Consider the following 12,809-nt stretch of genomic DNA (forward strand, 5'->3'; position numbering starts at 1 on the left):
GATGGTATAACAATTCATAAACAGGCGGGATAAAAAAGGGCGGCTATCGCCTGCCGCCCGGAAATTCAGATAACGCCGCAGGCATAACGAGCTCCGCCGCCGCCCAGCGGGGCAGGATGATCGGCATGATTATCCCCGCCAGCATGCACCATCAGCGCTTTACCCTTGATCTCTTTCAACGACTTCAGCCGTGGTGCCAGTACCGGATAGGAGGCGTTGCCTTTCTCATCGACATAAATCGCGGGCAGGTCGCCCAGATGCCCTTCAGCATAGGGCCCCAGATGTTTGCCGCTGTTAGCCGGATCAAGGTGACCGCCTGCCGCACCGGCAGCGACCACTTTGCCTTCAGATTCGCCTGGCTCACAGCTGCCTTTAGCATGGACATGAAAACCGTGAATGCCCGGCTTCAGTCCCTGCAGTTCCGGCGTAAACTGCAGACCATACTGGGTCTCGTCAATCTTAACGGTGCCCAGCGATTTTCCTGTTCCTTCAGCGGTAACCTGATGGATTGTAACCTGCTCGCTGGCAGCCTGTGCTGAGCCGCAGGCAATTAGGGCAAAAAGCGCAACTGCTTTCATTTTCATGGTGACTCCATTTGTATCCCAGGGTTTGAGATAAGTCTGGCCGCTGTTGCACTATTTTGCCGAAGATTGACGCAGTTTTACGCTTCAGGGCACATCAAATCCCAGCGCCGCTTTTCGAATACGGAACCACTGCTGCCGGGACAGGGACAAATTCAGTGACCCGGCGGCTTCGCTGACCCGCGCCGCTTTGCCTGAACCAATGATGGGCAGCGGTTGCGACGGCAGCATCAGTATCCAGGCATAAACCACCTGTTCCAGACTGGTCGCACCGGTTTCCTGCCGCACCACCTCCAGTTCATTACGCAGTGGCTGGAAGTGAGGATCGTTAAACAGGCGTCCGCCGCCGAGACAGGACCAGGCCATCGGACGAATGCGCAATTGCTGGCACTGATCCAGCGAACCATCCAGCAGCACGCTTTGCTGGACGGGTGAAATCTCCAGCTGATTCGTGACCAGCGAGAACGGCAAACGGGATTGCAGCAGTGAAAACTGGGATGGCGTGAAATTCGAGACGCCAAAATGCAGCACTTTGCCGCTTTGATGAAGTGCCATAAAGGCTTCGGCCACTTCATCGGCCGACATCAGCGGATCGGGGCGATGGATCAGCAGCAGGTCGAGACGATCGGTATGGAAATGACGCAGTGAGTTTTCAGCACTCTGCAGGATATGATTTTTGTCGGTAATGTAGTGCCCAATCTGATGTTCAGGCCGGGCGCGGGTAGCGATGCCGCACTTGGTCACAATCTGAAGCTGATCGCGCAGTCCGGAAGCCAGCTTCAGCGCCTCACCAAAAGCCGCCTCACATTGGTAGTCGCCGTAAATGTCCGCATGATCAACGGTAGTAATGCCGAGCCTCAGATGGTGCTCAATAAACGCAACCCGCTCCTGCGGCGACATGCCCCACTCCATCAGACGCCAGTACCCCATAACCAGCGGTGAAAAATCGGGGCCCTGTAAAGCGATGGCCTGCGGTTCTAACATGGCGTTCTCCCTGTTGCGCGTTGGCTGTAATTAATGTGTCAGAGAGTATAACGGAAAGCGGAAAGTCGTCAGAATAACTCCGGCTGTTGTGGCTCAGGTGGCTCCTCACCTTTCTGCTGCCGCTGCAGGCGCAGACGACGCTGCTGACAGAGACGAATGACCTCCCGCTTTTGCGCATCGCTGAAGCGCAGCCAGTTGAACCGCTCATCGCGGCTGCGTAAACATCCCAGGCAGTAGCCGCGCGCATCCGTCTGGCAGATGCCGCGACAGGGGCTGGGAACCGGGAAAAACTCAAGCTGCTCGGCCACCATGACTCCGGATTCACAGAATAAACAGTCCAGTAAAAAGCGTAGCCTGGTTGCGCAGGAATTAAGCCATGCCCCGTCAGAATTATCCTTTTCTTTAGCGGGTGCATGAACACTCTGTGCCAAATGCCCGGTGCCGCGTTGCATTAGACCAACCGGTCTACTACTCTCTCTGCCATGAATAAGACGCTACAACGCAATGAAACCCGCGAACACCTGCTCCAGACAGGTGAACAGCTCTGTCTGCAACGCGGCTTTACCGGAATGGGCCTTAGTGAACTGCTGACTCAGGCGGCGGTGCCGAAAGGGTCCTTCTACTATTACTTCCGATCTAAAGAAGCGTTTGGTGTGGCGTTACTGGAACGCTACTTTGTGCGTTACCTGCAGGATGTGGAGTTACAGCTCAACCAGACAGACGGCACGCCGCGTGAACGTCTGCTTAACCATTTTCGTGCTGCCGTTGAGCTGTTTGTGCAGCAGGGTCACATCGTTGGTTGTCTGGGCGTGAAAGTTTCTGCTGAGGTGTGCGATCTCTCTGAGCCGATGCGTGATGCACTGCAGCAGGGTGCAGCAAAGATTACCGCGCTTTATGCCCGAACGCTGATTGCCGCAGAGCAGCAGGAGTCGCTGAGCCTGCCGCAGCCCCCCGCGCAGATGGCTGAGTTGCTGTCGCTGCTGTGGCTGGGCGCCAGCCTGCAGAGCAAAATTTCCCGCGAGGCGCAGCCACTGCGTCTGGCACTGAGTACCATCGAACAGTGGCTTAAAAGCCACTGATTTTTAAAAAACGTGTTTGTAGACGACTGGTCTACTAATCAGGAGCTATTATGGCGAGTACCCAGCTGTTTCGTCCGCTGAAAGTTGGCGCAATTACCGTCCCAAACCGCGTATTTATGGCACCGCTGACCCGTCTGCGCAGCATTGAGCCAGGCGACATCCCTACCCCGATGATGGCGGAGTATTACCGTCAGCGCGCCAGCGCCGGTCTGATCATCACCGAAGCAACCCAGATTTCTTTCCAGGCAAAAGGCTATGCCGGTGCGCCAGGCCTGCATACTCAGCCACAGATTGCCGCATGGAAAGTGATTAACGAAGGTGTCCATCAGGCGGGCGGTCACACCGCAGTACAGTTATGGCACACCGGCCGTATCTCGCATAACAGCGTGCAGCCGGAAGGCAAAGCACCGGTCGCGCCATCAGCCATTGCTGCGGGTACGCGTACGTCACTGCGTGCTGAAGATGGCAGCGTCTATCGCGAAGACACGTCTGTACCGCGCGAACTGACCGTGCCTGAGATCCAGCAGATCGTAGCCGATTTTGGTCAGGCTGCGGCGAACGCACGTGAAGCAGACTTCGACCTGCTTGAGCTGCACTCCGCGCATGGCTACCTGATGCATCAGTTCCTGGCGCCGGGTTCAAACCAGCGTACTGACGAATATGGCGGCAGCATCGAAAAACGCGGTCGCTTTGCGCTGGAAGTGGTCGATGCGGTGATCGCTAACTGGTCTGCCGATCGCATTGGTATCCGCGTCTCGCCTATCGGCAGCTTCCAGAATCTGGACAACGGTCCGGACGAAGAAGAAGCGGCGCTGTGGTACATCGGCGAGCTGGCAAAACGCAACATCGCCTATCTGCATCTCTCAGAGCCAGACTGGGCCGGTGGTCAGCCTTACACCGACGCATTCCGTCAGAAAGTGCGTGATCTCTTCCCGGGTGCCATCATTGGTGCCGGTGCCTACACCGTTGAGAAAGCAGATGATCTGATTGGTCGCGGTCTGATCGATGCGGTTGCGTTTGGTCGTGATTACATTGCTAACCCGGACCTGGTTGAGCGTCTCCAGCAGGATGCCCCACTCAACCCACAGCGTCCGGAAAGCTTTTACGGCGGCGGCGCGGAAGGTTATATCGACTACCCGACGCTGTAATCCGTTTGGGCTGCCGTCCGGGACGATGACGGCAGCCATTATTCAATGGCGATTTTCGTCGCTATACTTAGCGCCTGGGTCATCCGGCGATGGCGTTTTATTTAAAAGAGGATGTTATGCGTTTACTTCATACCATGCTGCGCGTTGGCGATCTGCAACGTTCAATCGATTTCTACACCCGTGTGCTGGGCATGCGCGTGCTGCGTCAGAGTGAAAACACCGAATATAAATATACCCTGGCATTCGTGGGCTACACCGACGAAAGCGAAGGTGCGGTGATCGAGCTGACCTACAACTGGGGCGTTGATAAATATGACCTCGGTAATGCTTATGGTCATATCGCGCTGGGCGTCGATGACGCAGCAGCAGCCTGCGAACGTATCCGCAAAGATGGCGGCAATGTGACCCGTGAAGCGGGCCCGGTCAAAGGCGGCTCCACCATTATTGCCTTTGTTGAAGATCCCGATGGCTACAAAATCGAACTGATCGAAAACAAAGATGCCGGTAACGGCCTGGGCAACTAAACCTGCCTCTCAGCCTGCCTGATCAGGTGGGCTGAATCCCCTTCTCTGCGCTTCATCTGCTGCACCCGGCCCTGTTTTTTGCCATAATACGCGCTGCCCTTTTTCTGCAACGAGATCCTGATGTCTGAATCGAATTCCCCTAATGCACTCAATCAACGTTTCCGTGGCTTCTATCCGGTGGTGATCGACGTTGAAACCGCGGGTTTCAATGCGCAAACCGATGCGTTACTGGAGATTGCCGCTATCACGCTGAAAATGGATGAAGAGGGATGGATTCAGATTGATCAGACGCTGCATTTCAACGTCGAACCCTTTGTCGGCTCGCTTTTGCATCCGGAAGCGCTGGCCTTTACCGGTATCGATCCGAGTAATCCGCTGCGCGGCGCAGTCAGTGAATATGAAGCACTGCATGCCATTTTCAAAATGGTCCGCAAGGGCATTAAAGACAGCGGCTGCAATCGCGCCATTATGGTGGCGCACAATGCCACGTTTGATCTGAATTTCATGTCGGCGGCAGCAGAACGTGCCAGCCTGAAGCGCAACCCGTTTCACCCGTTTGCCACCTTTGATACTGCGGCCCTGAGCGGACTGGTGCTGGGTCAGACGGTGCTGGCGAAAGCCTGTATTGCGGCGGGAATGGAGTTTGACAGTACGCAGGCGCATTCTGCGCTCTATGACACTCAGCAGACAGCGACACTGTTCTGCGAGCTGGTAAACCGCTGGAAACGGTTGGGCGGCTGGCCACTGCCCTTCGCCGAGGGCGACGCAGACGCCTGCGCCTCCGCATAAGGGATGCCACAATGAAAAAGGCCGACATGATGTCGGCCTTTTTTTATTCTGCTTCTTTAAACTTTTCTGCAGTCTCTTTGATCAGTGTCTGCAGCTCACCACGTTGTAACATCTCAACGATGATATCGCATCCACCAACCAGCTCACCATCGACCCACAGCTGCGGAAAGGTCGGCCAGTTAGCGAATTTCGGCATCTCGGCACGAATGTCCGGGTTCTGCAGAATATCCACGTAAGCAAAACGCTCACCGCAGGCTGACAGCGCCTGCACCGCCTGTGCAGAGAAACCGCAGCTTGGCAGTTTCGGGGAACCTTTCATGTACAGCAGGATCGGGTTTTCTGCGATCTGGCGCTGAATTTTTTCTACAGTACTCATAATTGCCTTCCTTAATTCGTTACTTCGTGTTTGTTTATTGTAGCGACTTCGCAGCGTGACTGAAAACGAGATTTTACCGCTGTCCGATTAAATCGCCATCATTGTTAAGTTCCGCCTCGGGACGCCTGAATGCCTGATTATTAACAGCTGGTAACAGTTTAATAATTCGTAATAATTTCGTTGAGATAAGATGCTGAAAATGTTCATTTTCAGCGCGATTGCATGGGTTGCAAAGATTAATATTAAAAGGCATTACAGTTTTTAAAAGAACTGGACTAGAATGGCCTGGGCACTGATCCTGGATCAGATTAATCTCAACTTTGTCGCGGTGCGTAGTGGCCCTGACAACTTAACTAATCAACGGACTATGCGTTTAATCATTACGCTTTTCATGCTGGCCTTTGCGCAACTGTTTTTCAACGTCGCTGCTGCTTCCCCGCACACGCCGGTGAACGTCAGTACGCATAAAGCAGAAAAAAAGAGTGCGCGCGATGATGAGCGCCGCAAGCGTCGCCAGGTAAAAACGGTGACCAAAAAAACTCGCCTCAGCCCTGTTCAAAAACTCAAAACGAAAAAACAGAAAAAAGTCGAACTCACTGCTAAACAGACGCCTGCTAAGAAGACCTCGCTTAAAACCGCCCGTATCAGCAAAAGCAAAGAAAAAAATAAAGAAAAAAAACGCTATGGTCATCAGCGCCTGCTGAAAACCGCTGAGGTCACCACCAGCGAACCTGGCACGATTAAAATGAGCAAATCACACCGTCAGCGCTACCAGAAAGCGCGAGAAACCGCGATGACGAAGCTGATGGGACAGCTGGGTAAACCGTATCAGTGGGGCGGCACCTCACCACATACTGGTTTCGATTGCAGCGGTCTGGTCTGGTATGCCTATAAAGATCTGGTGAAGTTTAAGATCCCGCGTACCGCTAACGAGATGTATCACCTGCGTGACGCAGCACCGATTAAGCGTGAATCGCTTGAGAAAGGCGATCTGGTCTTCTTCCGCATTAACGGTCGCGGTACGGCGGACCACGTCGGCGTTTACCTGGGCGATGGCAAGTTTATTCAGTCGCCACGTACCGGCAAAGATATTCAGATCAGTGCATTAGGCGAAGATTACTGGCAGCGCCACTATATTGGTGCCCGTCGGGTGATGACGCCGAAAACCATTCGCTGAGCAGCACTACAGTCCGAAAAAAGCCGGGATAATCCCGGCTTTTTTTATTAGTGCAGAATGGCGGTAAAACTGAAAGCCACAATCATCAGCAGACAGCCGACAGTGGTCATTAACGCCAGTTTAAGATCGGTACTCATTGTTTGCTCCTTAGTCACACACTTTGTAGGGATATGGCATTTTCCCACAGGGTCCGGTAAAAATCTCGTTTTATCCGTTCAGCCTTGTTAGAATCTCGCCTTTGTTGCGCAACGCGTGCAACCCTGATTCCGTTTGCGCATCTTTTGAGGCGTTTTTTCTCCGCCAGAAGCCTGTTTACCGGCCAGAAAAGCCGCATTTTTGCGGAAAAAACCCTGAGCAGACGCAAACGTTTAACATTACGCTTATCATAGAGTTAGGTAAGGACTGGAGTCCGATTTTCATGGCAACAATTAAAGATGTGGCGAAACGCGCTGGCGTCTCAACGACCACCGTTTCGCACGTCATCAATAAAACCCGCTTTGTCGCTGAAGAGACGCGCGAGGCGGTCTGGCAGGCAATTAAAGAATTGCACTACTCGCCGAGCGCTGTAGCACGCAGTCTGAAAGTAAACCACACCAAGACGCTGGGTCTGCTTGCCACCTCCAGCGAAGCGCCCTATTTCGCTGAAATTATTGAGGCGGTTGAAAATCACTGTTTTGATAAAGGCTATACGCTGATTCTGGGTAATGCGCATAACGACCTGCAAAAACAGCGCGCCTACCTCAGCATGATGGCGCAGAAGCGTGTCGATGGCCTGCTGGTGATGTGCTCTGAGTATCCGGACGATCTGCTGCAGATGCTGGAAGAGAACCGCAATATCCCGATGGTGGTGATGGACTGGGGCGAATCGCGCGCCGACTTTACCGATACGGTTCTCGATAATGCCTTCCAGGGCGGCTATCTGGCGGGACGCTATCTGATTGAACGCGGACACCGCGATATCGGTGCCATTCCGGGTCAGATGGAGCGCAATACCGGCGGCGGACGCCATGCCGGTTTCCTGAAGGCACTGGAAGAAGCGGGAATTCAGCCGCGCGCGGAGTGGATTGTGCAGGGTGACTTTGAGCCAGAGTCGGGTTATCAGGCGATGCAGCAGATCCTGTCGCAAAAGCAGCGCCCGACCGCCGTCTTCTGCGGCGGCGACATCATGGCGATGGGGGCCATTTGCGCCGCCGACGAGATGGGTCTGCGCGTGCCGCAGGATATTTCGGTAATCGGTTATGACAATGTGCGCAACGCACGCTATTTCGCCCCTGCCCTGACCACGGTGCATCAGCCTAAAGCCCAGTTGGGTGAGAAGGCGCTGGATATGCTGCTCGACCGCATCACCAGTAAGCGCGAAGTGTCACAAACGATTGAAGTCCATCCGACGCTGATTGAGCGCCGTTCAGTGGCCGATGGTCCGTTCCGCGACTATCGCCGCTAATCCTCGCTTAACCACTCCTGATTAAGCGTTTGCGTATCACCCAGATAGCTGAGCAACCAGCCTGTCGCCGGTGATGCGCGATCCTCGGCCCAGCTAACGCAGCAGGGGCTGTCCGGAAATGCTACCGGAAGCGTTAGCTCCACCAGCTCGCCACTGTCGAGCAGTGGCCTGGCCAGATGCCCCGGCACCATCGCCACGCACAAGCCCGCCTGCACGCATTCCAGTCCGGTTTGCCACTCCGGCACCACCAGCCTGCGCTGGTTATCCAGCGTCCATGTCATACGACGCGGCAGTGCGCGTGATGTATCTTCCAGCACCAGGGACGGCCAGCTACGCAGCGTGTCGTCATCTATCTGGCTCGCCTGCGTCAGCGGATGATCGGGCGCGACCACGCAGCGCCAGTTGAGCGTACCCATATCGCGAAACGCAAACCGTCCGCCCACCGGAATTGCCTGTGTGGCCCCAATCGCAACTTCTACCCGGCCATCGGCCAGCGCATCCCAGACACCATTAAAAACTTCATAGCTGATGATCAGCTCCATATCGGGGAAGTGGCGATAGAAATCTTTGACCAGCTGCCGGGTGCGCTGAGGTTTGGCGATACGGTCAACGGCAATGCTGAGCTGCCCGCGCCAGCCATTGGCCAGCTGCTGACACTGCCGCCGTGTAGCAAGCATTTTTTTGATGACGCTGCGCCCTTCCCGGACAAAATGTTCGCCTGCTGGCGTCAGCACCACTTCACGATGCTGGCGTTCGAACAGCGGCACCGCCAGCCAGTTTTCCAGCTGACGCACTGTATAGCTGATGGCAGAAGGTACCCGATGCAGCTCCTGCGCGGCTGCGCTGAAGCTGCCCCCTCGGGCAACCGCGTCAACGACCTCTAATGCATATTCTGACCACATAATCTGCCTTCAAAAATTTTAACAGCAACCGGCAAATATTACCGTTTCACAGCGGCAAACGCACCTTTTACACTCTGCCGCGTTTATCCTGCAAAAATGAGAATGAGATGCTGTCGAATAAAGGATTTATGCCCTATCTTGCCCTGCTGAGCATGCTCGGCTTTTTAGCCACTGACATGTATCTGCCCGCCTTTGGTGCGATGCAGCACACCTTTAATACCTCGCCCGGCCTGATTAGCGCCAGTATGAGCCTCTTTCTGGGAGGCTTTGCCGTGGGTCAGCTTTTCTGGGGACCGCTCTCCGACCGCATCGGCCGTAAGCCGGTGCTGCTGGCCGGACTGACCCTGTTTGGCGTCGGCTGTGCGGGCATGCTGTGGGTGAATGATATTACTCTGATGCTGGCGCTGCGCTTTGTGCAGGCCATTGGCGTCTGTGCTGCCGCCGTGAGCTGGCAGGCATTGGTGGTGGATCGCTACCCCGCCGCGCGCGCCAACAAAGTCTTTGCAACGATTATGCCGCTGGTTGCGCTCTCCCCGGCGCTGGCCCCGTTGCTGGGTGCCTGGCTGATCGGTCACTTCCACTGGCGTTCGATTTTTCTGGTGCTGACACTGATTGCGGTGGCGTTGATTCTGACCACCCTGCGTCTGCCCACAGTACGCCCGGAAGCACGCGAAAAAGGAGCACAGCCCGGCTTTCTCACCCTGCTGAAATCCCGGGTCTACAGCGGCAACGTGCTGATCTACTCTGCCTGTTCTGCCAGCTTCTTTGCCTGGCTGACCGGATCGCCGTTCATTCTGGCGGATCTGGGTCTCTCGCCCGCCGATATCGGCCTGAGTTATGTACCCCAGACCCTCGCCTTTTTAATCGGTGGATTTGGCTGTCGCGCCCTGCTCAACCGCTTTAACGGCGCACAGCTGCTCCCCTGGCTGTTAGGCGTCTACAGCCTGAGCATTCTGGCGCTGTTTGCTGTTGCACTTGCAGGCAACAGTACGCTGGTGAGCCTGATGGTGCCGTTCTGTGGGATGGCGCTGGCTAACGGCGCAATTTATCCGATTGTGGTTTCCAGTGCGCTGACGCCCTTCCCGCACGCCACCGGTAAAGCGGCCGCATTGCAGAACACCTTACAACTCGGACTCTGCTTCGCTGCAAGCCTGGCAGTCTCTGCCGGATTAACCCAGGCGCTGTTTACCACTACGCTGATAATGACGGTAACGATTCTGCTGGCGCTACTCGGTTACGCCATGCAGCGTACCGCAAGCGCACAATCTGTTGTTGCCTCTCCGCAACCTGCCTGCCAGGATAACCAGTGACACATTGACTTTTTCGTTAGCATCCTAACAATAAGTCATTGAATATTGACCCGCGTGAGAATATACTCATTCGGGTCAACAAACCTGTAATAAATCAATAATATACTAACGTAATAATCTGATTGGCACCCTGTTGCCGGGACGGTATTCGCGCGCGTTATTCTTAGCCTGACCGACCTGCTGCAGGCTATTCCAGTCCTCTGTATCACACAGTCAACCGGTGTGCGGAATCATCCGTACCGTTTCTCAATGCCTGACAAAATTGACTACTCTTTGTTCAGGTTCAGATTGGACAGGTGGTGGAAAAGCTATGAGTTCATCTTATGCAGAAGCAGTGAGCCCTGAAGAAAACCATTGGTATCGCATCGTCCACGAAATGCTGGAAAAAGCGGATATTGAAATTAATGGTTCACGTCCCTGGGATATTCATATTAATCATCCCGGCTTTTTTAAGCGTGTTCTGCAGGAAGGATCGCTTGGGCTCGGTGAGAGCTACATGGATGGGTGGTGGGAGTGCGACCGGCTGGATATTTTCTTCCATCAGGTGCTTAAACATAAACTCGATCAGCAACTCCCGCATCACTTTAAAGATACGCTGCGCATCGCCGCTGCCCGCTTAACCAATCTGCAGTCGAAAAAGCGGGCCTGGATTGTCGGTAAAGAGCATTACGACCTGGGTAACGATCTCTTTTCACTGATGCTTGACCCCTATATGCAATATTCCTGTGGCTACTGGAAAGAGGCCACGACCCTGGCGACGGCGCAGGAAGCCAAGCTGGATATGATTTGCCGTAAATTAGCGCTGGAACCGGGAATGTCGCTGCTGGATATCGGCTGTGGCTGGGGCGGACTTGCGGAATTTGCCGCACGTCATTATGGCGTTAAAGTGCATGGCGTGACGATTTCCGCCGAACAACAGAAACTGGCGCAGCAGCGCTGTAGCGGATTAGATGTCACGATTCTGTTGCAGGATTATCGCGATCTGAATGAGCAGTTTGATCGCATCGTTTCAGTAGGCATGTTCGAGCATGTCGGGCCAAAGAATTACGCCACCTATTTTGATGTGGTTGATCGTAATTTAAAACCTGATGGTATTTTCCTTCTTCACACCATTGGCGCGATTAAAACCGATATGAGCGTCGATCCCTGGATTGACAAATATATCTTCCCTAACGGCTGCCTGCCTTCAGTGCGTCACGTGGCGGATGCCAGCGAGCCCCATTTTATTCTGGAAGACTGGCATAACTTCGGGGCCGATTACGACAAAACGTTGATGGCCTGGCATGAGCGCTTTTTGCAGGCCTGGCCGGCGCTGGCCGACAACTATGGCGAACGCTTTAAGCGAATGTTCTCCTATTATCTCAATGCCTGTGCCGGTGCCTTCCGGGCGCGCGATATTCAGCTGTGGCAGATTGTGTTCAGCCGCGGTGTTGAGGGTGGATTACGGGTGGCGCGATAGGGAGTATAAAAGCTGGTAATTACGAAGGCGCTTTCCCGGCCGAAGACCTGAAAAGAAAGGTCTGTTTTGCTTTAACAGGGAGCGTTGCGCACGAAACGGGGTCAGATCGGAAAGTCGCAAAACCCGTCATCCCTGACATGTTCGGCCCGCGCGATTACGCACCTCATCCCTGAGGTGCGCCCGTTAACGGGCCAACACGTTGCGTTGTTCAAAAACGCCTGGCGTTTTTGTCCATAGCGCGAGACGCTTTCCTCTTCTGACCTGATTCCCTGCGCCCTGAACTTTTATAATGCTGACAGATTAAAACCGATTTGGCTGCCTGCAGCGCTTACACGCCTTTTATTCATTCTCGGAGGCTGAATGGCCGGTCAGCATGCTCATTGCCGCCGCGGCATCGCGCTGTGCTAACACCCGCTCAACGGTCTCTACGATTGCCTGCGTGTGCGGATCGATCTCAATATTGACCCGGTCGCCAAACGTCTTCGCGCCCAGAGTGGTGCGCTCCAGCGTTTCCGGGATCAGATAGACACAGAATTTAGTCTTTGTCACATCGCCTACCGTCAGGCTGATGCCGTCGATACCGACAAAACCTTTATGCAGGATATATTTCATCTGCATTGGATCCTGGATTTTAAACCAGACTTCGCGATTGTGTTCTGACTGGATAATCTTGCAGATTTCAGCGGTGGTCATAATATGACCTGACATCAGATGACCGCCTATTTCATCGCTGAATTTCGCTGCACGCTCAATATTAACCACATCGCCCTGACGTAAATCGCCAAGGTTAGTGACCCGCAGCGTCTCTTTAATTAAATCAAAACTGACGCAATCGCCTTCAATGGCCGTTACGGTTAAACAGCAACCGTTATGGGCAACAGATGCGCCCAGCGCCAGGCCCGGTAAGAGCTCTTCCGGCAGTCGGACAGTGTGGGTACGAAACAGTTCTTTTTCTTCAATGGACACGATTTCTGCGGTGCCCTGCACAATACCGGTAAACATAGTCTTTGCCTCTGCGAAGTTTACGCTAGTTTAT

Annotated in this window: 15 protein-coding genes; 8 read left to right on the plus strand and 7 right to left on the minus strand. The window is 54.2% G+C overall.

The window, feature by feature from the left end; all coding sequences use genetic code 11:
- Nucleotides 1-65 precede the first annotated feature (65 nt).
- From sodC to K6R05_RS10405, 3 genes are all read right to left on the minus strand, one after another.
- Nucleotides 66-584, minus strand: a complete 519-nt coding sequence (sodC, locus tag K6R05_RS10395; protein ID WP_161732540.1) for a superoxide dismutase family protein — start codon at nt 582-584, stop codon at nt 66-68.
- 84 nt (nt 585-668) lie between these two features.
- A complete protein-coding gene (locus K6R05_RS10400) occupies nt 669-1,565 on the minus strand; it encodes an aldo/keto reductase (RefSeq protein WP_161732542.1) in 897 nt (298 codons plus the stop codon).
- A gap of 68 nt (nt 1,566-1,633) precedes the next feature.
- Nucleotides 1,634-1,873, minus strand: coding sequence for a DUF1289 domain-containing protein (locus K6R05_RS10405; protein ID WP_107320176.1), 240 nt, complete (start codon nt 1,871-1,873; stop codon nt 1,634-1,636).
- Nucleotides 1,874-2,047: 174 nt separating this feature from the next.
- Between K6R05_RS10405 and K6R05_RS10410 the strand changes: the two genes are divergently transcribed.
- From K6R05_RS10410 to rnt, 4 genes are all read left to right on the plus strand, one after another.
- On the plus strand, nt 2,048-2,644 hold the full coding sequence (locus tag K6R05_RS10410) for a TetR/AcrR family transcriptional regulator (RefSeq protein ID WP_222924102.1): 597 nt from the start codon (nt 2,048-2,050) through the stop codon (nt 2,642-2,644).
- 50 nt (nt 2,645-2,694) lie between these two features.
- The gene (locus K6R05_RS10415; RefSeq protein ID WP_161732546.1) at nt 2,695-3,792 is read left to right on the plus strand and encodes an alkene reductase; all 1,098 of its coding nucleotides are present in this window, start codon (nt 2,695-2,697) and stop codon (nt 3,790-3,792) included.
- Between the two features lie 116 nt (nt 3,793-3,908).
- A complete protein-coding gene (gene gloA / locus K6R05_RS10420; protein WP_008926200.1) occupies nt 3,909-4,316 on the plus strand; it encodes a lactoylglutathione lyase in 408 nt (135 codons plus the stop codon).
- 120 nt (nt 4,317-4,436) lie between these two features.
- The gene (gene rnt / locus K6R05_RS10425) at nt 4,437-5,105 is read left to right on the plus strand and encodes a ribonuclease T (RefSeq protein WP_161732548.1); all 669 of its coding nucleotides are present in this window, start codon (nt 4,437-4,439) and stop codon (nt 5,103-5,105) included.
- Nucleotides 5,106-5,148: 43 nt separating this feature from the next.
- Here the strand turns inward: rnt and K6R05_RS10430 are convergent, their stop codons facing one another.
- Entirely contained in the window at nt 5,149-5,484 is a 336-nt protein-coding gene (locus K6R05_RS10430) for a Grx4 family monothiol glutaredoxin (protein ID WP_170933470.1), read from the minus strand.
- A gap of 364 nt (nt 5,485-5,848) precedes the next feature.
- Here K6R05_RS10430 and K6R05_RS10435 point away from each other — a divergent pair, with 364 nt between their 5' ends.
- Nucleotides 5,849-6,658 (plus strand): C40 family peptidase, encoded by an 810-nt coding sequence (locus K6R05_RS10435; protein ID WP_161736478.1) that lies wholly within the window; start codon nt 5,849-5,851, stop codon nt 6,656-6,658.
- Nucleotides 6,659-6,705: 47 nt separating this feature from the next.
- On the opposite strand, the gene cydH is transcribed toward K6R05_RS10435, so the two are convergent.
- The gene (cydH, locus tag K6R05_RS10440; protein WP_095707274.1) at nt 6,706-6,795 is read right to left on the minus strand and encodes a cytochrome bd-I oxidase subunit CydH; all 90 of its coding nucleotides are present in this window, start codon (nt 6,793-6,795) and stop codon (nt 6,706-6,708) included.
- 281 nt (nt 6,796-7,076) lie between these two features.
- On the opposite strand from cydH, the gene purR reads away from it, so the two are divergent.
- Complete coding sequence (gene purR / locus K6R05_RS10445; protein WP_013357708.1) at nt 7,077-8,102, plus strand: HTH-type transcriptional repressor PurR; 1,026 nt, start codon at nt 7,077-7,079, stop codon at nt 8,100-8,102.
- Here purR and punR read toward each other — a convergent pair.
- On the minus strand, nt 8,099-9,004 hold the full coding sequence (gene punR, locus K6R05_RS10450; protein ID WP_222924103.1) for a DNA-binding transcriptional activator PunR: 906 nt from the start codon (nt 9,002-9,004) through the stop codon (nt 8,099-8,101). The two genes, purR and punR, sit on opposite strands and share 4 nt — an antisense overlap.
- A gap of 107 nt (nt 9,005-9,111) precedes the next feature.
- On the opposite strand from punR, the gene punC reads away from it, so the two are divergent.
- Both punC and cfa read left to right on the plus strand, forming a co-directional pair.
- Entirely contained in the window at nt 9,112-10,314 is a 1,203-nt protein-coding gene (gene punC / locus K6R05_RS10455; RefSeq protein ID WP_161736476.1) for a purine nucleoside transporter PunC, read from the plus strand.
- 310 nt (nt 10,315-10,624) lie between these two features.
- Nucleotides 10,625-11,773, plus strand: coding sequence for a cyclopropane fatty acyl phospholipid synthase (gene cfa / locus K6R05_RS10460; RefSeq protein ID WP_161736475.1), 1,149 nt, complete (start codon nt 10,625-10,627; stop codon nt 11,771-11,773).
- A 339-nt stretch (nt 11,774-12,112) separates the two neighbouring features.
- Here cfa and K6R05_RS10465 read toward each other — a convergent pair whose 3' ends face one another.
- On the minus strand, nt 12,113-12,775 hold the full coding sequence (locus tag K6R05_RS10465) for a riboflavin synthase subunit alpha (RefSeq protein WP_222924104.1): 663 nt from the start codon (nt 12,773-12,775) through the stop codon (nt 12,113-12,115).
- Between the last annotated feature and the right edge of the window lie 34 nt (nt 12,776-12,809).

Source organism: Pantoea alfalfae, assembly GCF_019880205.1.
Classification (GTDB): Bacteria; Pseudomonadota; Gammaproteobacteria; order Enterobacterales; family Enterobacteriaceae; genus Pantoea; species Pantoea alfalfae.